Source organism: Nitrospina sp. 32_T5 (assembly GCF_052156635.1).
In the GTDB taxonomy this organism is placed as follows: domain Bacteria; phylum Nitrospinota; class Nitrospinia; order Nitrospinales; family Nitrospinaceae; genus Nitrospina.
Genome location: NZ_JBQKUO010000002.1, coordinates 293269 through 315515, shown reverse-complemented (window position 1 = coordinate 315515; position 22247 = coordinate 293269). Strand labels below are relative to the sequence as shown.

20 protein-coding genes are annotated in these 22247 nt (G+C 56.8%); 18 read left to right on the top strand and 2 right to left on the bottom strand.

Annotated features, from left to right (window positions below; translation table 11 throughout):
• Positions 1–6: 6 nt before the first annotated feature.
• Both ACTRW9_RS06305 and ACTRW9_RS06300 read right to left on the bottom strand, forming a co-directional pair.
• Entirely contained in the window at positions 7–993 is a 987-nt protein-coding gene (locus tag ACTRW9_RS06305) for an MBL fold metallo-hydrolase (RefSeq protein WP_442427006.1), read from the bottom strand.
• A gap of 130 nt (positions 994–1123) precedes the next feature.
• A complete protein-coding gene (locus tag ACTRW9_RS06300; RefSeq protein WP_442428700.1) occupies positions 1124–1978 on the bottom strand; it encodes an HDOD domain-containing protein in 855 nt (284 codons plus the stop codon).
• A 327-nt stretch (positions 1979–2305) separates the two neighbouring features.
• Between ACTRW9_RS06300 and ACTRW9_RS06295 the strand changes: the two genes are divergently transcribed.
• From ACTRW9_RS06295 to pnp, 18 genes are all read left to right on the top strand, one after another.
• Positions 2306–3157, top strand: coding sequence for a septal ring lytic transglycosylase RlpA family protein (locus ACTRW9_RS06295; protein ID WP_442428699.1), 852 nt, complete (start codon positions 2306–2308; stop codon positions 3155–3157).
• A 30-nt stretch (positions 3158–3187) separates the two neighbouring features.
• Positions 3188–3679, top strand: a complete 492-nt coding sequence (locus ACTRW9_RS06290) for a GreA/GreB family elongation factor (protein WP_442427009.1) — start codon at positions 3188–3190, stop codon at positions 3677–3679.
• A gap of 8 nt (positions 3680–3687) precedes the next feature.
• Positions 3688–4359 (top strand): tRNA (guanosine(46)-N7)-methyltransferase TrmB, encoded by a 672-nt coding sequence (trmB, locus tag ACTRW9_RS06285; protein ID WP_442428698.1) that lies wholly within the window; start codon positions 3688–3690, stop codon positions 4357–4359.
• 37 nt (positions 4360–4396) lie between these two features.
• The gene (lpxC, locus tag ACTRW9_RS06280; RefSeq protein ID WP_442428697.1) at positions 4397–6424 is read left to right on the top strand and encodes a UDP-3-O-acyl-N-acetylglucosamine deacetylase; all 2028 of its coding nucleotides are present in this window, start codon (positions 4397–4399) and stop codon (positions 6422–6424) included.
• Positions 6425–6524: 100 nt separating this feature from the next.
• Positions 6525–7160 (top strand): phosphoribosylglycinamide formyltransferase, encoded by a 636-nt coding sequence (purN, locus tag ACTRW9_RS06275; RefSeq protein WP_442428696.1) that lies wholly within the window; start codon positions 6525–6527, stop codon positions 7158–7160.
• Positions 7157–7813, top strand: a complete 657-nt coding sequence (gene lolA, locus ACTRW9_RS06270; protein ID WP_442428695.1) for an outer membrane lipoprotein chaperone LolA — start codon at positions 7157–7159, stop codon at positions 7811–7813. The genes purN and lolA overlap by 4 nt, the downstream gene beginning before the upstream one ends.
• Positions 7814–7823: 10 nt before the next feature.
• Positions 7824–9197, top strand: a complete 1374-nt coding sequence (rseP, locus tag ACTRW9_RS06265) for an RIP metalloprotease RseP (protein ID WP_442427014.1) — start codon at positions 7824–7826, stop codon at positions 9195–9197.
• A gap of 19 nt (positions 9198–9216) precedes the next feature.
• Positions 9217–9519: a hypothetical protein gene (locus ACTRW9_RS06260; RefSeq protein WP_442428694.1), complete on the top strand. Its 303-nt coding sequence runs from the start codon at positions 9217–9219 to the stop codon at positions 9517–9519.
• The gene (aepX, locus tag ACTRW9_RS06255; RefSeq protein WP_442428693.1) at positions 9516–11285 is read left to right on the top strand and encodes a phosphoenolpyruvate mutase; all 1770 of its coding nucleotides are present in this window, start codon (positions 9516–9518) and stop codon (positions 11283–11285) included. Before ACTRW9_RS06260 ends, aepX begins: the two co-directional genes overlap by 4 nt.
• Positions 11286–11355: 70 nt before the next feature.
• On the top strand, positions 11356–13065 hold the full coding sequence (locus tag ACTRW9_RS06250; RefSeq protein ID WP_442428692.1) for a proline--tRNA ligase: 1710 nt from the start codon (positions 11356–11358) through the stop codon (positions 13063–13065).
• A 181-nt stretch (positions 13066–13246) separates the two neighbouring features.
• Positions 13247–13750, top strand: coding sequence for a ribosome maturation factor RimP (gene rimP, locus ACTRW9_RS06245; protein WP_442427018.1), 504 nt, complete (start codon positions 13247–13249; stop codon positions 13748–13750).
• Positions 13747–15501 carry a transcription termination factor NusA gene (gene nusA, locus ACTRW9_RS06240; RefSeq protein ID WP_442428691.1) on the top strand — a complete coding sequence of 585 codons (1755 nt, stop codon included), beginning with the start codon at positions 13747–13749 and terminating at the stop codon, positions 15499–15501. Before rimP ends, nusA begins: the two co-directional genes overlap by 4 nt.
• A gap of 45 nt (positions 15502–15546) precedes the next feature.
• Positions 15547–18042: a translation initiation factor IF-2 gene (gene infB / locus ACTRW9_RS06235; RefSeq protein WP_442428690.1), complete on the top strand. Its 2496-nt coding sequence runs from the start codon at positions 15547–15549 to the stop codon at positions 18040–18042.
• 40 nt (positions 18043–18082) lie between these two features.
• The gene (locus tag ACTRW9_RS06230) at positions 18083–18379 is read left to right on the top strand and encodes a DUF503 domain-containing protein (RefSeq protein WP_442427021.1); all 297 of its coding nucleotides are present in this window, start codon (positions 18083–18085) and stop codon (positions 18377–18379) included.
• 22 nt (positions 18380–18401) lie between these two features.
• Positions 18402–18758 (top strand): 30S ribosome-binding factor RbfA, encoded by a 357-nt coding sequence (gene rbfA, locus ACTRW9_RS06225; protein ID WP_005011570.1) that lies wholly within the window; start codon positions 18402–18404, stop codon positions 18756–18758.
• Positions 18751–19680, top strand: coding sequence for a tRNA pseudouridine(55) synthase TruB (gene truB, locus ACTRW9_RS06220; RefSeq protein WP_442428689.1), 930 nt, complete (start codon positions 18751–18753; stop codon positions 19678–19680). Before rbfA ends, truB begins: the two co-directional genes overlap by 8 nt.
• A 148-nt stretch (positions 19681–19828) precedes the next feature.
• Complete coding sequence (gene rpsO, locus ACTRW9_RS06215) at positions 19829–20098, top strand: 30S ribosomal protein S15 (RefSeq protein WP_442427023.1); 270 nt, start codon at positions 19829–19831, stop codon at positions 20096–20098.
• Positions 20099–20117: 19 nt separating this feature from the next.
• Positions 20118–22223: a polyribonucleotide nucleotidyltransferase gene (gene pnp / locus ACTRW9_RS06210; RefSeq protein ID WP_442428688.1), complete on the top strand. Its 2106-nt coding sequence runs from the start codon at positions 20118–20120 to the stop codon at positions 22221–22223.
• Positions 22224–22247: the final 24 nt, after the last annotated feature.

The window sequence follows — 22247 nt, the reverse complement described above, 5'->3', positions numbered from 1 at the left end:
CTGGAATCATTCCGCAAGGAGGTCGAAGGTTTTTCCTTCGCGGGCCAGAAAGCAGTTCAGGGGGGTGTCGCCGCCGATGGCAGCCAGGTACTTGCGGGTTTTGTCGAGGATGTTGACCAGCTTGAAATCGCTGTAGGTGGGTTCATGATGGTAGAAAGCCAGGTTTCGCACCCCTGCCTCCAGCGCGATGTCCACGCCGATGAACGTCGAACTGTGTCCCCAGTCTTCCTTCTCCACCCCTTCGATGAAAGTGTATTGGGAATCGAAGATCAACAGGTCCGCCTCGCGGAAAAAGTCGATGGTGGGTTTGAGATCGTCCGGCGACAGTTTCTTGTATTCGGCATCCGTGGCATACACGACTGACTTGCCGCGGTATTCCACCCGATAGGAGAAACTCATCCCGGGGTGATCCATCTCCTTCCAGGTGACGGTGACCGGATCAGACTCCTCCCCGAACACGATATTTTTTTCCCCATTCAGGGTGAGCACTTCAACATCGGCCGTGAAGGAACCGAAGGCCACCGGGAAATAGCGGGGATCCTGCTGGTTCATGAGACGTTCCTTGATATCCTTATGAACCCCGTAAAACCGGATACGGTTGCCCTTGGTGAACAGCGGCACGAAAAACGGCAGGCCCATGATGTGGTCCCAATGGGTGTGCGACAGGAAAATGTGGACTTCCCCCTGCCCCTTTTCGAATTCCCGTTGCATATAGTGATGCCCAAGCTCCCGCAACCCCGAACCGCAGTCGAAAACCAGATTCTTGCCCCCCACTTCCAGCTGGACGCAGGCCGAGTTGCCGCCGAAACAGCCGCGGACATGCTCCGGAAGCGTACTGACGTATTTCTGACGACTGGCTTCGTCCTGCAAATCTGCGGGGTTGGCCATTTCCAGCGCTTTCAAAATTTTTTCCTCGATATCGTGGCTCAACTGGGGGGAAGGCAACGATCCACGGACACCCCGGAAGGTTACTTGAAATTGGTCTGCTGGCATGATGAGTTGCTTTGAATCCGGTTTCTGAAATCAGGGTTGGCGTGAACGCAGGGAACCTCAACGAGGGATCCACCCCGCATGTTGATGCCGTTCCGGCTGGGAACGAGTTTTTAATTATAAAGGATTGGTTTCATTTATAAAGCACTTCCTGTGCCATATGCAGACTGTCGCGGGTTTTATCGATCATTTCATCCAGCATGGCGGGGGTCAATCCGTAGGATTGCAGGAAACCGCGATCCAATTCCTCCTTGTAGGCAGAAATATTGTGCTCCATGCCAAAATGGTTGGCGATGTCGTTGGCCATGATCACACTGAGCAGCGTGGGAAACTTTTTTCCTTTTTCTGACACCTGCAGAAAATGCTTTTCCACAGCCAGCACCACATTGGAGGGAATCGGCCACCATTTCCTGATAAACTCCGCTCCCAGTTCCGGATGGGCGATGCCGAACCGCTTCTGCTCCAGTGCATGCAAGGGTTGGTTGATGCCGCGCACATCTTTCAAAAACTGTCCGTATTCCTTCGGAATCACAAAGCTGAACACCATGATTCCGATGTCGTGCATCAGGCCGGAAAGGTAACAGGGGTCCGGATCACAATTCAGTGGCTTCAGGTTTTCGGCAAGAAGGCGCGCGAGGATGGCCACGGCCAGCGAATGCTGCCAGAACTTTTTCTGGTTTAACGCACTCTCGCGTAAAAACAGTTTGGGCAACTCCAGCGTGTAGGCGAGGTCCAGGATCATTTTCAGACCCAGCCGGATTATGGCGTCGGGCAACTTCTCCACCTTGCAGCCGGTGCCGCCAAAAAAAACGCTGTTGGAAAGCTGGATCAGTCGGCCGGACAGGATCGGTTCGGTTTCTATCAAAATGGCAATGTCGCTGACCTGGCTTTTGGGGCTGCCAATTTTGGCTTCCAGACGGTGCAGAATGTCCGGCAAAGGCGGTATGTTCTTCTTCTCCTGGATGATTTCCAGAATTTGTTCCCGCATGGGAGGAAATATTCAAAAAAATATTGATATAAAAACTGTTAGATGCCCGATGGGACCAAAAAGGGGTTTCATATAACGATTGTCACTGGTTTCCCCAAATCTGTCAATGATTTATGGAAGTTTCGCCTGCATGACAACATTTCCAGATAAAGGTTGACCTCCCACCCGCAAATTCATACAATCAAAACGATTTCATCCATAACTGATTGAGTTTGAACAGGTTATAGGATAGCCCATGAAACTGTCAGCCCTGATTCACCGGATTCCCTGATTTCGCGGGCTTCCCCTTCCTCCTTCAAATCAATCATTCAATCAGGATCTGTCCCAATGGAAAGCCGACAACACCTCTCATTTACCTTTAAATACCTGCTTACATTATGGATACTGGCAGGCGCCTCCGCCTGCACTCATGACCTGACGCCCGCCATGGGGCACGGGCACGGGGCACTGAGCCCCGCACTGGAACGAATGGACAACCTCAATTCCAAACGCATGCCAACCAAACCCATTTCCCATGAAACCTCCACGGTGGATGAAACCATGCCTTATGATGTGGAGGGCAAGGTGTATAAGCCGCTGGACCGGGCTGACGGATTTTCCGAGGAAGGGGTCGCTTCCTGGTACGGGCACCCGTTTCATGGGCAGGAAACCTCCAATAAAGAAGTGTATAATATGAATTCCCTGACGGCGGCACACAAAACCCTGCCGTTTCATTCCCGTGTCCGGGTGACCAATCTGGAAAATGGAAAAGAGGTGACCGTCCGCATCAATGATCGGGGCCCTTTTGTCGGGGACCGGGTCATCGACCTCAGTTTCAAGGCGGCGCAACTGCTCGGTATGGCCGACCAGGGGACCGCAAGGGTGCGCGTGACGGTGCTGGAATCCGGAACCGCCCGGAAACCCGAAGTCACCCTGGCCAGCGGACCGGGCACTGTTTTCTACAGCATTCAACTGGGCCTTTTTGAAAACCGCAACTCGGCAGAGCAGCTCTCGCGGCAATACGATGGCGAAGTACGTCCGGTGGACCGCGACGGCCAAACCTGGTACCAGGTGATTGCAGGCCATGCCCCCGATTACGAGAACGCCATCCTCCTGAGAGAAAAACTCCGTGGACAAGGGCGGGAAGATGCTTTTATTATAAGGAACTGGCGGCCCTCTTCGGCCGCGCTCAATAACTGACTCCCCTGAATTATCAATGGGTTCATATTCATGCGACTTCCGATCATCGACAAACTCGAAAAAGATTTAATGGAGAGCAAACGGGAACTGGAAGTAGACATTCCCAAAGCACTCAAAGTGGCCACCGACATGGGTGACCTCAGTGAAAACGCCGAATACAAAGCCGCCAAGGAGCGGCAGATGTTTCTCGAATCCCGTGTCTCGCAATTGCAAAAACGCATCAGCGACATCGTGTCCATCGACATCAACCGCATTCCCAAGGACCGTTCGGGTCTGGGAAGCACCCTGCTCCTGAAAGACCTGGATTCCGGAGAGGAAAAAACCTTCAACCTCGTGTTTCCTGAAGAAGTGAATCCGGAGGAAGGCAGGATCTCCCTCGCCTCCCCGCTGGGCAAGGCGTTATTGGGAAAAACGGAAGGCGACGACGTGGAATTGAAATTTGGTGGAAAACAACAGGAGTTCGAAGTTTTGCAGGTCACCACCATTCACGACAGCCTGAACAATTCAGGGCATGGATCCTGACATAGAACATGGCAAAAAATTATCTACCTTTTGAGAAGGTCCAGGCGCATCCCTGTTTTCTGGATATTGCAGAGTGGCCGGACTGGAGAAAGGTGTTCGGCAATGACAGGCCCCTCAAGCTGGAAATCGGTTTCGGCAACGGCAATTTTTTGATCGACATGGCTGTGCGCGAACCGGACAGCAACTTTGTGGCGATGGATTTCTACCACAAGGGAATCCGCAAGGTGATCACGCGTCTCGAGCGGCTGCAAATACCCAACGTCCGACTGGCTTACGGCGACGCCAAGGAACGCGTTCCCGGAATTTTTCATGACGGAGAGCTGGATGAGGTTTATATCAACTTCCCGGACCCGTGGCCGAAGAAACGGCATCACAAGCGGAGGCTGATGAAACCGCCTTTCATCGCCATGCTGTCACGCAAACTGAAAATGGAGGGGTCGCTGAGGCTGGCAACCGATCACGAGGAATACTTTCAGGAAATGATCGAGTTTCTGAATGCCGAGCCGTCCCTTCAAAACCGCCACCCGGACAAGGGTTACATTACGTTTCGGGAAGACACGCCGCGCACCAAGTACGAACGGAATTTCATCAACGCCGGCAAACAGATTTATTACATGGATTTCATCAAATGCGCCGAGGTGGCGGAACCGGAACCCGTCTCCCCCGTCTTGGCCCCCTGATTTTTAAATTAATTGAATTGCATTACGGAGAAGACTGTTGGCTAACAAAGAACGCGTGTTGATCGTCGATGACGAAAAAAATATAGTCGGTTCCCTTCAGGAAATTCTTTCCGATGAAGGTTACGAAATCGCCACCGCCGAGGACGGCCTGGATGCCCTGGAGATGGTGCAGAACGACCCTCCGGACCTCATCCTGCTCGACATCTGGATTCCGGGCATGGACGGTATCGAGGTTCTGCGAACACTCAAGACGTATTACCCGGAAATTGAAGTCCTGGTGATGTCCGGCCATGGAACGATCGACACCGCCGTCAACGCGACCAAGCTGGGCGCGTTCGATTTCATCGAAAAACCGTTTTCGCTGAACCAGATCGTCCAGTCGGTGAGCAAGGCACTCTCTCAAAAAACGTCGAAGAACGGTGCCAACGGCCACGTTCCACAAAAGCACGAACTGCCGCATTGCTTCCAGTTGATGGTTGACGTGAAAAAAACCATCAAGCAGCACGCCCGCACGGGCCGTCCGGTGCTCATTCAGGGCGAGTCTGGAACCGGCAAGGAATTCATCGCGCAGGCAATCCACCAGCAAAGCCGCAAAAACAACATGCCGTTCGTGAAACTCAACTGCGGCCTGCGCCCCACAAACCAGATCAAATCCGAGCTGTTCGCGCAGGAATCCACCGGCAAGGCCAAGGGCCGCAAACGTCTTCCCTCGCGGTCGCATCCATCGCGCCGCCGCGTGGTGTACCTGAAAAACATAGACGCCCTGGCCGGTCCGGTTCAGGAGCGCCTGGCCGAATGCCTGAACCCGGAAGCCCCCGCGGAAGTGTCTGCGTACCTCCTGCCGTCACGCATCTTTGCCTCGACCAATCGCGACCTGGAAGACATGGTGGAAAAGGGCGAGTTCAACGCGGATCTTTACGAATTCCTCAAGGAACAAACCGTGTACATCCCTCCACTCAAGGAACACGCGGCGATGATTCCCTCTCTCGTCACCCGGTTCTTTGAGGAACAGGCGGAACGCAGCGACCTGCCCGCGCACCAGGTGTCTCCGGAGGCAATGGACGTCCTCAGCCGTTACGACTGGCCGGAAAATTTGAAGGAAATGCGTCTGGTGCTGGAGCAACTCAGCCGCAAGGTGCACCCGGAAGACGAAATCACCGTCAATCACCTGCCTCCCGCCATCCGGGCCATGCAAACGGCTGCGGCCACCGCCGCCACCAACGGCAACGGCAAGGGGCAACTCAAACAGAAAACGCTGAAACGCAGTGTGGTGTTGTGCGGCAGTGGATTGCATTCCGGAATCAAAACCGGGCTCATCATGCAACCCCTTCCTCCGGGAAGCGGCATCATCTTCGGCGACATCTCCAGTGGAGCCACCATCCCGGCCCGTCTGGAAAACGTGCAGTCCACGGAATACGCCACCTGCCTGCGGAAGGGCGCGGCGTCGGTGTCCACCATCGAACACATCATGGCGGTCCTGCACATGTACCGCATCAACAACCTGCTCATCAAGATCGGCGACGAAGCTCCGGTGATGGACGGCTCCGCCAAGGACTTCTGCCAGCTCGTCGAGGACGGAGAGTTCGAGGACCAGGAGGATTGCTACGAAGAACTGGTGATCAAGGAAAAGCTCAGCTTCGGCGACGACCCGAACAAGGCTCACATCAGCATCGAACCCTATGACGGGTTCAAGGTCTCCTACCACATGGAGTACCCGGAACCGATCGGGGTGATGGATCACGTATTCGATTTTTCCAGCCCGGACCAGTTCAAAAATGAAATCGCCCCGGCGCGCACCTTCGGGTTCATGAAAGACGTGGCCATGCTGATGAAAATGGGTTTCGCCGCGGGGGGAAACCTGGACAACTTCATCCTGCTCGACGAAAAGAAAGTCCTCAACACCGAACTGCGCTACGAAAACGAATTCGCCCGCCACAAGATTCTGGATATTCTCGGCGACTTCTACCTGCTCGGAAAACCGGTGCGGGGCCACATCAGGGCGCATAAATCCGGGCACACCCAGAACATCGGCCTGCTCAAACAAATCCAGGCCGCCTATTGCTGAGGTCGACGCAGTCCGTTGATTCCTGCTTTCCGCCAGTGGTAATCTGGTTGCAGCAACCCCGGAACCAACCGGCTTTCCGCCAATCCCTTGCTGGAATTTCATGAACTCAAAGGCTTTCAAACTGGGAGTGCTCGCCTCCGGGCGCGGCACCAACCTGCAGGCCATCATCGACCACATCGAAAACGGACGGCTGACCGCCGAAATCGCCGTCATCCTGAGCGACAAAAAAGACGCGAAGGCATTGGAGCGGGGGCGAAAGCACGGCATCGAAGCGCAGTTTGTCGATCCCAAAGCCTTTGCCGACAAGAGGGCGTACAATGCGGCGCTGGTGAAAATTCTTCAGGGCAAGGCGGTCGATCTCGTCTGTCTTGCCGGGTACATGCGCATCGTGCGGGAGCCGTTTTTCGAATCGTTTCCGAACCGCATCATCAACATCCACCCTTCCCTTCTTCCGGCATTTCCGGGTCTCGACGTGCAGCAGAAGGCAATCGATTACGGCGTCAGGTTTTCCGGATGCACGGTGCACTACGTGAATGAGGAAGTTGATGGCGGGCCCATCATCCTGCAGGCCGTGGTGCCGGTGGAGGACGACGACACGGCGGAAACGCTTTCGGCGCGCATCCTGGAACAGGAACACGTCATTTATCCCAAAGCCATCCAACAGATCGTGGACAACCAACTGCGCATCGAAAACCGCCGGGTGGTCCACGCAAAGAGTCCCGAAAGGCAACCATGAAACGCATCGTTCAAAACACTGCTTTCCTCGCCCTTCTCTTCTTTTTCACCACACCCCTGCTGGCGGAATCGAAGCAGGACATCATCGCCGCCATCCAGAAGAAATACGACGCGACACAATCCTTCAAAGCCCGATTTGTGCAGAAGTCCTACTTGAAGGTGATGGACCAGACACAGGAAGCCAAAGGCGAGGTGTTCATCAAAAAACCGGGTAAGATGAAATGGACCTACAACGCCCCGGACCCGCAGGTGCTCATCAGCAACAACAAGTTGTTGTGGCTGTACCTGCCGGAAGAGTCGCAGGTGACCCGCATGAAGGTGGACAGCATCTATTCCTCGAACACCCCCGCCCTCTTCCTGTCCGGCGAAGGCAAGCTCACCGAGTCGTTCAATGTGGGCAAAATTCAACGTGAAGACGGCAACCTCGTAGTGGAATTGATTCCCAAAACCGAAGAACAGGGCCTGGATCGCCTGGTGCTTTTGGCCGACCGGAATAATTTCCAAATCATCGGGTCCAGTGTGTATGATAAATTAGGGAACCGGACACAGATGATGTTTGAAGATATCGAAAACAACCCCGGCATTTCCGATTCCCAGTTTCAGTTCCAGGTACCTCCGGGCGTGGAACTGATCGACCTTGCCGCTCAACCCTGAAACATCCGACATGTTTGACGTCGCCGCAATTTCCCTGGATTCCATCGCCGCCTTTGGCATCGACATGTTCGTGTTCCTGCTGGGCCTGGCCGCCCTCATATTCGTTCACGAACTCGGTCATTTCCTGATCGCGCGCAAGTGCGGCGTCGTCGTCGAAAAATTCTCGCTCGGTTTCGGACCCAAGATCGTCGGCTTCAAGCAGGGCGGCACGGAGTACCTCATCGCCGCCATCCCGCTGGGCGGCTACGTGAAAATGAAGGGCGAAGACCCCGGTGAGGAACTGGCAGACACCACGGGTTCGTTCTCCCACGCCAACGTGTACCACCGCATCGCCATCGCCTTCGGCGGCCCCCTGTTCAACATTCTGTTCGCCATCCTCATTTACGTGATCGTCTACATGAACGGGGTACCTGCACTGGGCACCACCGTCGGCATGGTGCGGGACGACTCCCCGGCGCTGGCGGCGGGCATCGAGACCGGCGACCGCATCGTCGAGGTCAACGGACAGGAAATCCGGTTCTGGGATCAACTGCTGCAAATCGTGCACGACGCGCCGGGGGAGCCCATGCAGTTCGTCGTGGAAAAGGATGGCAAGTCCCTGGTAGAAAAAACCATCACTCCGGTTTCTGAAGAAATCACCAACCTGTGGGGTGAGAAAGAAACCGTCGGACTCATCGGCATCACGCCGCTGGTCCGCCGCATCGCCGCCGTGGAGGAGGGGTCTGCCGCGGAGACAGCCGGCATTCAGGAAGGCGACGTCCTGCTGGAGATCAACAACACGCCCATTCGCGGCTGGCAGGACCTCAAGACCGCCGCCATGGATCACCCGGGCAAGCAACTGGATGTCACGGTGCTCCGTGAAGACGGCATGACTTACGATCTCAAATTGACACCGAAACCGGAGAAAATGAAGGATGAAACCGGCAAGGACATCACCATAGGTCAATTGGGTGTCGCCCTGCAGGGTGAGATGGAAGTCGAACAGTATGGCCTTTTCGGTTCCATGTGGCGGTCGGTGGAAGAGACGTGGAAGCTGACTTACCTCATCGCCGTCAGCGTGAAGAAAATGATTTTCGGCTCGGTCTCGGCGGAGAACATTGGCGGCCCCATCATGATCTTCCAGTTTTACGGCCAGCAGGCGGAACAGGGATTCAACCAGATCATCCGGCTCACCGCGCTTCTCAGCATCAATCTCGGCCTCATCAACCTGTTTCCGATCCCCATTCTCGACGGCGGCCACATCATGTTTTTCCTCATCGAGATCCTTAAAGGCAAGCCGGTCAGCGAACGAAGCCGCGAACGCGCCGCCCAGGTCGGCCTGTTCATGATCCTCTTCCTTATGATCTTCGCGTTCTACAACGACATCATGCGAATCATGAAATGATGGAGAACCCGGTGCGCCCATGCCGCCTGCCGAACCCGACGCCCTCACGCGACAACGCCTGGACGACCTGCACGCGGTTGCGCAAAAACTGAACATTGAAATCCAGGTCACGCGACTGGACGAGACCGAATTTCCCATCGCCAGCGGCCACTGTAAAGTCCACGGCCGGGACCTGATTGTGCTGGACAAAACGCTGAGTCCGGTTCAACATATTGAAATCATTCTGAACGTGTTGAAATCGTTCGATCTGGAAACCATTTACGTTCCGGGCTGGATCCGCGAAAAGCTGGGCGGCCCGGATCAGGAATTCCCATCGCCATGACCCTTTTGAACAAAACCCTGCCGGAAGAACGGCGCGGCAAGCTGAAACACATGCTCCAACAGGGACAACTGGTCCGCGCCATTGAAGCCCACAACGGGCTGAGCGGCATCATTGCCGACAACGCCCGCATCGAAGGACAGGACGCGGACGGCAACCAGGTGGTCCGTGAATTCGACGCCATCTGGGAAAGCAGCCTCACCGACTCCGCCTCCAAGGGCCATCCGGACATCGAGGTCATCAGCTTCGACTCGCGCCTGCACACCATCCAGGAAATCCTCGCCGTCACCAGGAAGCCGATGATCGTGGACGGCGACACCGGCGGTGATCCCAACATGTTCGAATACACCGTGTCCAAACTGGAACGCGCGGGCGTCTCCGCCGTCATCATCGAGGACAAGGTGTTCCCGAAACGCAACAGCCTGGAGGCCGGCACCACGCAGACCCTGCAGGAACCGCAGGCCTTCGCCTACAAGATCAAGCGCGGCAAGGCCGTGCAGATGACCGGCGACTTCATGATCATCGCCCGGCTGGAAAGCCTGATCGCCGGACTGGGACTCGACGACGCACTCGACCGAGCCCGCGCCTATCTCGAGGCCGGGGCCGACGGCATCATGATCCATTCCAAATCCAAGGACCCTTCTGAGATCCTCGAGTTTGCAAAGCGTTACCAGAGTCTCCTCGCTGAATTGGAGATGGACAAGCCGCTTGTCTGCGTGCCGACCACATACAACAACATCGTCGAGGACGAACTCAAGCAATCCGGATTCCACATCGTCATCTACGCCAACCACCTGTTGCGCACCGCGTACAAATCGATGCTCGAAACCGCGCGCACCATTCTGCTCAACCAGCGTTCGTTTGAGGCCGATCCGATGTGCGCGCCCCTGCGCGACATCTTTGATGCCGTGGGCTTCCTCGATGTGAAGGAAAAAGACCGGCTCGACGAGTCCAATAAAAACACGCCGGTCATCATTCCGGCGGCGGGCCGCGCTCCGGATCTTGAGAAAGTCATCGGCGACACGCCGAAGGCAATGATCGACATCGCGGGAAAAACCCTGCTCGCACGCCAGATCAAATCGCTCAACATCAACCGCCTGACCGACATCACCGTGGTCACCGGCCACGGCAAAGACAAGATGCGTGCGGAGGGTGTGAGCTTCATCGAAGCGCCGGATTACGAAAAGAACACCGAGCTCGACAGCATCCTGGCCGCCGAGGACAAGATGTCGAACGGCTTCATCATGCTGTACTCCGACATCCTGGTCGAGTATGGCGTGTTCTCAAAACTGCTGGCTTCACGCGAAGATATCGTTCTGGTGGTGGACAACTCCATCCAGTATCTCGACTCTGTGGACGGCAAGGCGACGGATTACGTCATCAGCCGCAACAATAGAAACCGCGGACGACGCACCATCAGTTTCGATTACCAGAACACCATCGCCAAGATCGGCAAGAAGATCGACCCCGCACTGGCGACGCACGAGTTCATCGGGCTTGCCAAGTTCACCAGGACCGGCGCCGAGCAGTTCCTCGAAACCTGGCACGACGTGCGGCAGAACCTGCGGGGCCAGATCCAGGAAGCGGAAGACGTCTCCAAGTTCCGTCTCACCGACCTCGTACAGGAAATGATCGACCGCGGTTTCAACGTTCACTACCTCGAAATACACAAAGGCTGGCTGGAGATTCATTTCCCGCAGGACATCGAACTGGCCAACGAGCTGTTCGTCTCCACCGCATCCGATGCGCCGCAAATTCCCACCCCTTGACTTATTCGGCAGGTTGCTTATCATCCCTCAACCGGTTTTGCCGGTCTGAAACGAACCCACGAGAACACGCATGCGCTATTCGCAGTTACTGATTCCCACTCTTAAGGAAGCGCCTTCCGACGCGGAAGTCATCAGCCACAAGCTGATGGTGCGCGCCGGGATGATCCGCCAGCTCGCCAGTGGCATTTATTCGATCCTGCCGCTCGGCCTGCGCGTGCTGAGGAAGGTCGAACAGATCATCCGCGAGGAGATGAACGCCATCGGCGGGCAGGAGGTGTTCCTGCCCAGCATCCAGCCGGCGGAGCTGTGGCAGGAAAGCGGCCGCTGGGATTTTTACGGCAAGGAACTGCTCCGCATCATCGACCGCCACGATCGCAAGTTCTGCTACGGTCCGACGCATGAAGAGGTCATCACCGACATCGTCCGGCGTGAAGTGCGCTCCTACCGCCAGCTGCCGCTGGTGCTGTACCAGATTCAAACGAAATTCCGCGACGAAGTGCGGCCGCGTTTCGGCGTGATGCGCGGACGCGAGTTCACCATGAAGGATGCCTACAGTTTTCATGCCGACGAACAGGACGTGCAGAAAACCTATGAGGACATGAAGTCCGCCTACAACAACGTGTTCCGGCGGTGCGGGCTCGATTTTAAAATGGTGGAAGCCGACAGCGGCACCATCGGCGGCAGTTTCTCGCACGAGTTCATGGTGCTGGCGTCTTCCGGCGAAGACGCGGTGGTGTTCTGCGACGCCTGCGGCTACGCGTCCAACCTTGAAAAGGCCGCCGCCCGGCCACCCGCAAACGGCACTGCGGCCGACGGTTCGGAGGCGCTCGCGGAGGTCTCGACACCCGGTCAGAAAACCATCGAGGCGGTGACGGCATTCCTCAAAGTACCGCCCCAGAAGCTGGTGAAAACGCTGATTCTCGAAAACGAGAAGGGCCTCGTGGCCGGACTGGTGCGCGGCGATCGGCAGTTGAATCCGGTCAAACTGAAAAACCTGATCGACTGCGAATGGCTGCACCCGGCGAGCGAAGAGTCGATCCGGGAGAAAACCGGACTCCCCGTGGGCTACATCGGACCGATCAACCTGCCCCTGCCCGTGTACGCCGACCATGAAGTGGCGGCCATGCAGGATTTCGTCACCGGTGCGAACAAGGCCGACGCGCACTTCACCGGCGTTCAGTTCAGGCGTGACCTTCAGGTCGAGCAGGTCGGCGACCTGCGCACGGTGGAGGAAGGCGACCCCTGCCCGCACTGCGACGGCGGAACCTATCAGATCCGGCGCGGCATCGAGGTCGGGCACATCTTCATCCTCGGCACCAAGTACAGCACGGCGATGAAGGCCGGGTTTCTCGACGAGAACGGCAAAGAAAAGACGCTGGTGATGGGATGCTACGGCATCGGCGTCGGGCGCACCGCCGCCGCAGCCATCGAGCAGAACCACGACGACAAGGGCATCGTCTGGCCCGCGCCCCTGGCACCGTTCCAGGTGGTGATCCTGCCCACCAACTATTTCGACGAGAAGGTGAAAGACGCCGCCGACACCGCCTACCGCCGGCTCACCGAGCTGGGCGTGGAGGTACTGCTGGACGATCGGGCCGACCGGCTGGGGGTCAAGTTCAAGGATGCCGAATTGATCGGCTTCCCCCTGCAACTGGTCATCGGTCCCAAAAACCTGGAACAGGGTGAAATCGAGGTCAAAACCCGGCGGACCGGAGAGTCGGCCAACCATCCCTTCCCCGCCATTCTGGAAAAAATTCCGGCGCTGCTTTCGGAACTCTGATTTTGCTCCCGGCCCTTCCGTTTCATGAAATTAGCTTGCAAGCTCCGCCGAATTTCGGTTAAAATTTACACAAATTGAGCGGTCTGCATTGATGGCGGGCTTCCAGCCCGCTTTTTTTGTATCGAATCATGCAAACCGTACGTCAAAATTCCAGAGCGCATTGGACGGAATTTTGACAACCATGCAAACTGGCAACCTAGCGGCAACCGGCCACACCATGTCCAAAGGCTCAATACCACAAGCAGTTGAATCGCTGGTGGAGCCCGTCATTCTGGCCCAGGGTCTGGAACTGGTGGATGTCGAATACAGGCGCGAAGGTCGCAACTGGATCCTGCGCATTTACATCGACAAACCCGGCGGTGTGGGTGTGGAGGACTGCAAGAAAGTCAGCCGCATGGTGGAAGACATGATTGAGGTGGACGATATTGTCCGCACGCATTACATCCTGGAAGTATCGTCGCCGGGTCTGGACCGGCCGCTGAAAAAGGAAAAGGATTTTCGGCGCTATTTGGGCAAGAAGGTCCAGATCACCACCTATGCCCCGATCGGCGACCGCAGAAACTTCAAGGGTACTCTGAAAAACTTTGAGGACGGCGATGTGCACGTGGATGCGCAGGGGCAGACCTTTGCCATTCCGCTGAATAACATCGCCTCCGCCCGTTTGGAAATCGAATTCAAATTATGACCTCTGAAGTCATCCACATCATTGACCAGTTGTGCCGGGAAAAGGGCATCGACCGAGACGTGCTGATCGATGCTCTCAAGAGCGCGGTGGAAGCCGCCGTACGCAAAAAACTGCCGGACCTCGAAACCCTGCAAAGCCATTTCAACGAAGAAACCGGCGAGGTGGAAATCCTGACCGAGCGCACTGTCGTCTCCCGGGTCAGCGACCCGGAAACGCAGATCACCAAAAAGCAGGCGCAGAAGCTGCACCCCGACGCGGAGAACGGGGACGTCGTGCTGGTGAAACGGGAACTGGAGGATTTGGGCCGCATCGCCGCGCAGCTGGCGAAGCAGGTCATCCTGCAGAAGGTGCGGGAAGCGGAAATTGAAATCCTGTACAACGAATTCATCGACAAGAAAGACGACCTCATCAACGGCATCGTGCAACGCTTCGAGCACGGCGACATCATCGTGGACCTGGGCAAGGCGGAAGGCATTCTTCCACGACGGGAACAGGTGTTTCGCGAATCCTTCAACCGCGGTGACCGCGTTCGCGCCTATGTCCTGGACGTGCGCAAGACGGCGAAGAACACACTGGTGATCCTTTCTCGCACCCACGTCGGACTCATCAAGCGCCTGTTCGAACTGGAGGTTCCGGAAATCAGCGAAGGCATGGTGGAAATCATGGGCATCGTGCGCGAGCCCAACGGCCGGACCAAGATCGCCGTGCGCACCAACGACCGCGACATCGACGCCGTCGGCGCCTGCGTCGGAATGCGTGGCCTGCGCGTCCAGTCCATCGTGCAGGAATTGCGCGGCGAGAAAATCGACATCGTCGAGTTCTCCGAAGACCCGGAAATTTTCATCCGCAACGCCCTCAGCCCGGCGAAGATTTCGCGCATCCTGATGAACAAGGACGAAAAGCAGATGACCATCATTGTCGCAGACGACCAGATGTCGCTGGCTATCGGCAAGAAGGGGCAGAACGTGCGCCTTGCCGCCAAGCTGGTCAAATGGAAGATCGATATCAAAGGGGAATCGGAGGCCGGCGGTCTGCTGGAAGCACCCAGCCTGTTTCAGACTTCGACTTCCCCCAAAGAGGACTTTTTCGAGATTCTCAAAAACACCAAGGGGTTTGGGGAAAAGATCGTCTCCATCCTGTTCAACGACAACATCGTCTCCTTCGACGAAGTGGTGAAGCGCGGCCCCGCCGGCATGCAGGAACTGCCCGGTATCGGTCCGAAAAAAGCCGAATCGCTGGTCGAGTTTGCAGAGGAACAGATCGCCAAACGTCCGGAAGCAGCCGAGCCCGCACCGGCGGCTCCACCGCCCGTGGTGAACACGGTGGAGGAAAACGACAACCTCGTTTACACCTCCCCCAGTCTCAAGAAACCCTCTTTGGAATCCGGGTTTCTGGATTCCCTTACGGAAGCCGCTGAGCCCCGTGAAGAAAAGGACGAAACCGCCACAGCATCCGCGCCGGAGGAGACCCCCGCCGAAGAAGCGGTACCGGTGCCGGCGGAGGAAGAGACTGTTTCCGCAAATAACAACAATGAGGAAGAAGAGGAAGAACAGGAACTCGGGCTTGAAGCGCTGGCGGGTGTTTCCCCCTCCATCATCGACTCTCTGGCCGACAGCGGGTTCCAGACCGTTGCCGAGTTGTCCGTCACCGCAGTGGAAGAACTTGCGGTAATCGAAGGTATTGACGAAGATACGGCTCAGGCCATCATCACCCAGGCCAAACTGCTTATGGAGAAGTACGAAAACGTTTGAGGGGATGATTATGAGGACCTAAAATAACATCCACAGTTCAGGAGGTTGCCTTTGGCTAAAATCAGGATTAACAAATTGGCGTTGGAACTCAACGTCCAGAATGACCAGATCATCGACGAGCTCAAGAATCAAGACTGCCCGGTCAAGAACCACATGAGCTCCATTGATGAGGACATGGCCAATTACATACGGGATTTTTTTACCGAAAAACCGGTTGACGGTGCCGGCAAAAAGAAAAACTCCACCACCAAAGCCAAGGCGACTTCGAAAGTCACAGCCAAAACCGCGACCAAGAAAAAAGCGGCGACCAAAACCCCTGCCAAGGCCGCTACCAAAACCGTAGAGAAAAAAGAAGGGGACGCGAAAAAACCTGCCAAGGCCAAAACCTCCCAAAAAACCGAAGCGAAAGAAACCGCCAAATCCAAAGCAGCCTCCAAACCCGCGGCCAAAAAAGAAGTCGCTCCGGGCAAGGAATCAACCCAAAAGAAAGCCCAGACGGAGAAACCATCGCCCTCCAAGCCGAAAAAGAAAGACGCCGGCGGCCGTGCCGTCAAGCCGGTTGACCAGGAAGAGCTGGACGAAGACGGGAACAAGACCGGACGCAAGCTGGGTCTTAAAATCGTCAAAAAAGAAGGCCAGGACAAGGAGAGTACGCCCAAACCGCCCCGTGCCAAAGGAAAACCGCAACCGTCGCAGAAAAAAGGCGAACGCGGCGGGGACAGGAACATACCGAGGCGTCCGGCAGCAACGCAGCCGGCCCCCGCACCCACAGCCGTTGTGGAGGAAGAAGGGTTTGAAGTGGTCCGCCTCATGGACACCACCCCCCTGCGCGACCTGTCCGACAAACTCAAATGCACGCCCAACGACCTCATCAAGGACCTGATGGGTATGGGGGTCATGGCCACGATCAATCAGAGCCTGGATTTTGATATTGCCTTCAAACTGGCAGACCAGCGCGGCTTCGAGGTGGAACGCGTCACGCCTGAGTCCGAAGTGGGCTTTGAGGATGAGGACGAACCGGATAATGAGAAGGACCGGGTTCCGCGTCCGCCCATCGTCACCATCATGGGCCACGTCGACCACGGCAAAACCTCCCTGCTCGACGCCGTCCGCAAAACCAACGTGACCGAGTCGGAAAAAGGCGGCATCACCCAGCACATCGGCGCGTACCAGGCGAAGGTCAACGGGAAACCCATCACCTTTCTGGACACTCCCGGCCATGAGGCCTTCACCGCCATGCGGGCGCGCGGCGCCCAGATCACGGACATCGTGGTGCTCGTGGTCGCCGCCGACGATGGTCTGAAACCGCAGACCAAGGAGGCCATCCACCACGCCACCGCCGCGGGCACGCCGCTGGTCGTGGCCATCAACAAGATCGACAAACCCGATGCCAAGCCGGACGAGGTGAAGAAGCAATTGGCCGACCAGGGTCTCATTCCGGAAGAATGGGGCGGGCAGACCATCATCGCCGAAGTCTCGGCGAAAATGGGAACCGGACTTGAAAACCTGCTCGAAATGCTGCTCCTGCAGGCGGAGATCATGGAATTGAAAGCCAACCCCAAGGTCCGGGCACGCGGCACCGTCATCGAATCGCATCTGGACAAGGGACGCGGCCCCGTCGCCACCATCATCGTTGAAAAAGGCAGTCTCAAAGTGGGCGACCCGTTCATCGTCGGAAACTATTTCGGCAAGGTTCGCGCCTTGAACAATGACCTCGGTAAAACCATCGATGAAGCCACGCTCGCCATGCCGGTGGAGGTGGTCGGTATTCCGGAAGTTCCGGATGCGGGCGACAAGTTCATGGTGGTCAAGGATGAAAAGCGGGCGCGCCAGTTGAGCCAGCTCAAACTCCAGCGCCAGCGGGAAACCGTGTTGTCGGCAAAACCGCGTATCAGCATGGAAGACCTGCACCAGCAGATTCTGGAAGGCAAGATCCAGGAGCTGAACCTGATCATCAAGGCCGACGTGCAGGGCTCCATCCAGGCGGTTCAGGAAGCAGTGACCCGGGTCGGAACGGACAAGGTGCGGATCAAGGTCATTCACGACGCGGTGGGCGGTATCACCGAATCCGACGTCCTGCTGGCAAGCGCCTCGAATGCCATCGTCATCGGCTTCAATGTAAGACCCACGGAACAGGCGGCGGCCATGGCCCAGCAGGAAAACGTGGATGTGCGTATGTATGGCATCATTTACGACGCCATCGAAGACATCAAGAAAGCGATGGAAGGTCTTCTGGAGCCCACCTTCCGTGAAAAGGTCACGGGACGTGCTGAAATCCGTGAGGTGTTCACCATCCCGAAGGTCGGTGTGGTGGCGGGCTGTCACGTGCTTTCCGGCACGTTGGAGAGAAACCGCCGCGCCCGTCTCCTGCGCGACAACGTGGTGGTGTACGAGGGCAAAATCCAGACGCTCCGCCGGTTCAAGGAAGACGTAAAGGAAGTCGCTTCCGGATACGAATGCGGCCTGTCGCTGGAAAAATTTCAGGATGTGAAACAGGGCGACATCATCGAGCCGTTTGTGCTGGAAGAAGTCGCCCCGTAATACGAGTTCGAAACAGCGCCCGTTCTTTCAAGGATCCGCCATGAAAGTGGGATGTTGCGCCATCAAATTGTTCCTGCACGGCAACGAATCGCTGAAAGGAAAGCGCAAGATCATCCGGGCCATCAAAGACCGGGTGAAAAACAAATTCAATATCAGCATCGCCGAGGTGGGCGACCAGGATGTGCACCAGAGCATCCATCTCGGCATTGCGGCGGTCAGTGGTGACGGCCCCTATGTGGAGGGCCTCATGCAACAGGTTGTCAACTTCATCGACCAGATGCACCTGGCCGAAATGACCGATTACCAGATAGAAGTTTTGAACCTCGGCAAAGGCTGACCCAGGAAGCCGGGAAACCATCATGTTTCGCTACAAACGATCCGAACGGGTCCAGGAACTGCTCCTGGAAGAGTTGTCCAAAATGGTCCAGCACGAGCTGAAGGACCCGCGTATCGGCTTCGTGACGCTGACCCGGATCGACCTGACGGACAACCTGAAACATGCCAGGGTGTTCGTCAGCATCATGGGGACCGATCAGGTGCGGGAAGAAAGCCTGAAAGGGCTGAACAGCGCGAAGGGATTTTTACGCAGCCAGTTGGGCAAGCGACTGTACCTGAAAGCGATTCCCGAACTGGATTTCAAACTGGATGCCTCCGGAGACCAGGTGGACCGCATCACCCAGCTGTTGAGGCAAATCCACAAAGACGACGATGAATAAAATCATCAACCTGTACAAGCCCGCCGGGCCCACCTCGTTCGACATGGTACGGTCGGTCCGGCGTCTGCTGAAAGTCAAAAAAGCCGGACACATCGGCACCCTGGACCCCCTGGCCGAGGGCGTCCTGCCCATCTGCCTCGGCCAATCCACCAGGGTCATCCAGTTCCTGACCCCGCTTACCAAAGTGTACCGGGCGACGATGACCCTGGGGGTCAGCACCGACACGCAGGACCGGCAGGGCAAGGTCCTGGAGCGTCGCGACCCCGCCGGGGTGACGGAAGAAGATGTGAAAAGCCTCCTGGCCCGCTTCGTGGGACTGCAAAAACAGGTGCCGCCAATGTATTCGGCCAAAAAAAAGAATGGGATTCCCCTTTACAAATTGGCCAGAAATGGTATTACTATCGACAGAAAACCGGTGGATATCCGGATCCATGCCACCGAGTTTATCGAAAAGATCGACGAGAAGGTCCATTTTCGCGTGCATTGCTCCGCGGGGACCTATGTCCGCACCTTGTGTCATGATATCGGCGAAACGCTGGGGTGCGGCGCCCACATGTCGCACCTGATTCGGGAGAAGGTGGGCGAATTCGATTTGGAGTCTTCCCTGTCTTTGGAAGCGCTGGAACTCGCCAAGGAACAAGGCAACCTTTCCACCAAACTCCTGCAAGCGGAACAGGCTCTGGATTTCCTGCCCGAAATCCAGGTCCATCCGGATCGAGTCCAATCCATTGCCCACGGCCGTGCCCTTACCAAGGCCTGGGTTCAGCATTCTCCCAACCGGTTTGGACCGGGAATGAACTTCCGTGTGACAAACGAAGACAACCGCCTCGTGGCCATCGTCGAGCCACTGGTGGACCAGGACCGGTTTATCAACCTGGAACCGGACGAAATTGCTTTTAAGCTCAAACGCGTTTTGATTTGAGTTTTTGATAGACCTGCCGGAGTGGCTGGAATGTTTTCGCAGGGGAAATTCCCCGGACGTGACAAACGGGCCGTGGTGTGAATTTTCTCTACGAAAACATTCGGCACACCTCCGGCAGAACGCAGAACCAATTTAGGAGGTGTCAGCAATGGCATTAACGAAGGATAAGAAACAAAACATCATTGAGAAGTACAAGGTAACCGAGCAGGACACCGGGTCTTCCGAGGTGCAGATCGCACTTTTGACCGAGCGCCTGAACTACCTGAACGACCACTTCAAAACCCACGGCAAGGACCATCATTCCCGCCGGGGTTTGATCCGTATCGTCAACAGGCGGCGCAAGCTTTTGGACTATTTGAAACGGGAAGACCTGGAACGATACCAGAAGATCATTCAGGATCTGGGTATCCGACGCTAATTTTACTGGAGACAAGTGAATGCAAAAGAAGGTAGAGACCGTATTGGACGGCAAAACCCTGTCGCTGGAAGCCGGATGGCTGGCTAAGCAGGCCAACGGCTCCGTCGTTGTGAGACAAGGCGACACCATGGTGCTGGTCACCGCCACGATGGCCGCCAGCGCCCGCGAGGGTATCGATTTTTTTCCACTGACTGTTGATTTTCGTGAACGAACCTACGCCGCGGGACGCTTCCCGGGCGGATTTCTGAAACGGGAGGCGCGGCCTTCCGACCCGGAAACGCTGGTCTGCCGGTTGATCGACCGGCCGATCCGTCCCATGTTTGAGGACAATTTCAAGAAAGAGACGCAGGTCGTCTGTTTCGTCATTTCCCACGATCAGGAAAACCCGGCAGACGTCGCCGCCATCACCGGCGCTTCGGCCGCCCTGCTCATTTCCGACATCCCCTTCCACACTCCCGTTGCCGGCGCCCGCGTCGCACGCGACAAGGAAGGCAAGTTCCTCATCAACCCGACCCTTGAGCAGATGGCGGAAAGCGACCTGAACCTGGTCATGGCCGGAACGGCCGACGCCATCACCATGGTCGAGGCGGGAGCCCAGGAACTGGACGAGGCGACCATGATCGAGGCGCTGGCCTTCGGCCACGAGCACATCAAGGAAATCGTGAAAATCCAGGTCGAGCTGCGCGAGATGCTGGGCAAGGAAAAGGCGAAGGTCGAAGCTCCGGAGGTCAACGCCGACCTTCAGGACAAGATCGTCGCGTTCCTCACTCCCGGCATGGAAAAAGCCATGCAGATTCCCGGCAAGCAGGACCGCCAGGACGCCATCGATCAGTTGAAGGAATCCATGAAGGAAAAGTTCAACCCGGAAGCCGACCCGGATCTGGAAGGCGAGATCAAGGGGTACTTCAAGAAAGTGGAAAAGGAAGTCATGCGCCGCCTGACTCTGGAAACGCAGACCCGGGTGGACGGTCGCAAACCGGATGAAATCCGGCCGATCACCTGCCAGACCGGGTACGTTCCCCGGGCGCACGGTTCGTCCATCTTCACCCGCGGCGAGACGCAGGCGCTGGTCACCACCACGCTCGGCACTTCGTCGGACGAACAGCGCATGGACACGCTGGATTTCCGCGGCAGTAAAAACTTTCTGCTCCATTACAATTTCCCGGCGTTCTGCACCGGCGAGGTGAAATTCATCTCCGGTCCGGGCCGCCGCGAAATCGGCCACGGCATGCTGGCGGAACGCGGCCTCGCGCCGATGCTCCCCAGCCGCGATGATTTCCCCTACACCATCCGCATCGTCTCCGACATTCTGGAATCCAACGGATCGTCGTCGATGGCTTCGGTGTGCGGCGGCAGCCTGTCCCTGATGGACGCGGGCGTGCCGGTAAAGAAACCGGTAGCGGGCATTGCCATGGGCCTCATCAAGGAACAGGACCACATCGCCATCCTGTCGGACATCACCGGCACCGAGGATCATCTGGGCGACATGGACTTCAAGGTCGTCGGGACCGATGCCGGCATCACCGCTCTGCAGATGGACATCAAGATCGACGGGTTGACCAAGGAGCTGATGGCGCAGGCGCTGGAACAGGCCCGGGCCGGACGCCTGTTCATCCTGGGCGAAATGGCCAAGGCGCTGGAAACACCGCGCCCGGAGATGTCCAAGTACGCGCCGCGCATCACCACCATTACGGTTCCGGTGGACAAGATCCGCGACGTTATCGGGCCGGGCGGCAAGGTGATCCGCGATATCATCGACAAAACCGGTGTCCAGATCGACATCAACGACAGCGGTTTGGTGACCATCGCTTCGGCGGACGAAGCGGCCGCGGAAAAGGCGATCGGCATCATCCAGAACCTCGTGCAGGATGTCGAGGTCGGAAAGATTTACATGGGCAAGGTGAAGAAGATCATGGACTTCGGCGCCTTCGTCGAAATCTTCCCCGGCACCGACGGACTGGTCCACATTTCGCAGATCTGCGACCGGCGAATCAAGCGCGTCAGCGATGAAATCTCCGAGGGAGATGAAATCGTGGTCAAGGTGATCGACGTGGACCGCAACGGCAAAGTCAAGCTGAGCCGCAAGGAAGCCATGCGGGACGAAGCCGAGGCCGCTCTGCGCTAAAGTCGAACGCAAAAACAAAACGGG

What these genes read in the sequence shown, in the direction of transcription:
- ACTRW9_RS06305 (WP_442427006.1), bottom strand. Translation starts at nt 993, where the DNA reads ATGCCAGCAGACCAATTTCAAGTAACCTTCCGGGGTGTCCGTGGATCG.
- ACTRW9_RS06300 (WP_442428700.1), bottom strand. Translation starts at nt 1,978, where the DNA reads ATGCGGGAACAAATTCTGGAAATCATCCAGGAGAAGAAGAACATACCG.
- ACTRW9_RS06295 (WP_442428699.1), top strand. Translation starts at nt 2,306, where the DNA reads ATGGAAAGCCGACAACACCTCTCATTTACCTTTAAATACCTGCTTACA.
- ACTRW9_RS06290 (WP_442427009.1), top strand. Translation starts at nt 3,188, where the DNA reads ATGCGACTTCCGATCATCGACAAACTCGAAAAAGATTTAATGGAGAGC.
- trmB (WP_442428698.1), top strand. Translation starts at nt 3,688, where the DNA reads ATGGCAAAAAATTATCTACCTTTTGAGAAGGTCCAGGCGCATCCCTGT.
- purN (WP_442428696.1), top strand. Translation starts at nt 6,525, where the DNA reads ATGAACTCAAAGGCTTTCAAACTGGGAGTGCTCGCCTCCGGGCGCGGC.
- lolA (WP_442428695.1), top strand. Translation starts at nt 7,157, where the DNA reads ATGAAACGCATCGTTCAAAACACTGCTTTCCTCGCCCTTCTCTTCTTT.
- rseP (WP_442427014.1), top strand. Translation starts at nt 7,824, where the DNA reads ATGTTTGACGTCGCCGCAATTTCCCTGGATTCCATCGCCGCCTTTGGC.
- ACTRW9_RS06260 (WP_442428694.1), top strand. Translation starts at nt 9,217, where the DNA reads ATGCCGCCTGCCGAACCCGACGCCCTCACGCGACAACGCCTGGACGAC.
- aepX (WP_442428693.1), top strand. Translation starts at nt 9,516, where the DNA reads ATGACCCTTTTGAACAAAACCCTGCCGGAAGAACGGCGCGGCAAGCTG.
- ACTRW9_RS06250 (WP_442428692.1), top strand. Translation starts at nt 11,356, where the DNA reads ATGCGCTATTCGCAGTTACTGATTCCCACTCTTAAGGAAGCGCCTTCC.
- rimP (WP_442427018.1), top strand. Translation starts at nt 13,247, where the DNA reads ATGCAAACTGGCAACCTAGCGGCAACCGGCCACACCATGTCCAAAGGC.
- nusA (WP_442428691.1), top strand. Translation starts at nt 13,747, where the DNA reads ATGACCTCTGAAGTCATCCACATCATTGACCAGTTGTGCCGGGAAAAG.
- ACTRW9_RS06230 (WP_442427021.1), top strand. Translation starts at nt 18,083, where the DNA reads ATGAAAGTGGGATGTTGCGCCATCAAATTGTTCCTGCACGGCAACGAA.
- rbfA (WP_005011570.1), top strand. Translation starts at nt 18,402, where the DNA reads ATGTTTCGCTACAAACGATCCGAACGGGTCCAGGAACTGCTCCTGGAA.
- truB (WP_442428689.1), top strand. Translation starts at nt 18,751, where the DNA reads ATGAATAAAATCATCAACCTGTACAAGCCCGCCGGGCCCACCTCGTTC.
- rpsO (WP_442427023.1), top strand. Translation starts at nt 19,829, where the DNA reads ATGGCATTAACGAAGGATAAGAAACAAAACATCATTGAGAAGTACAAG.
- pnp (WP_442428688.1), top strand. Translation starts at nt 20,118, where the DNA reads ATGCAAAAGAAGGTAGAGACCGTATTGGACGGCAAAACCCTGTCGCTG.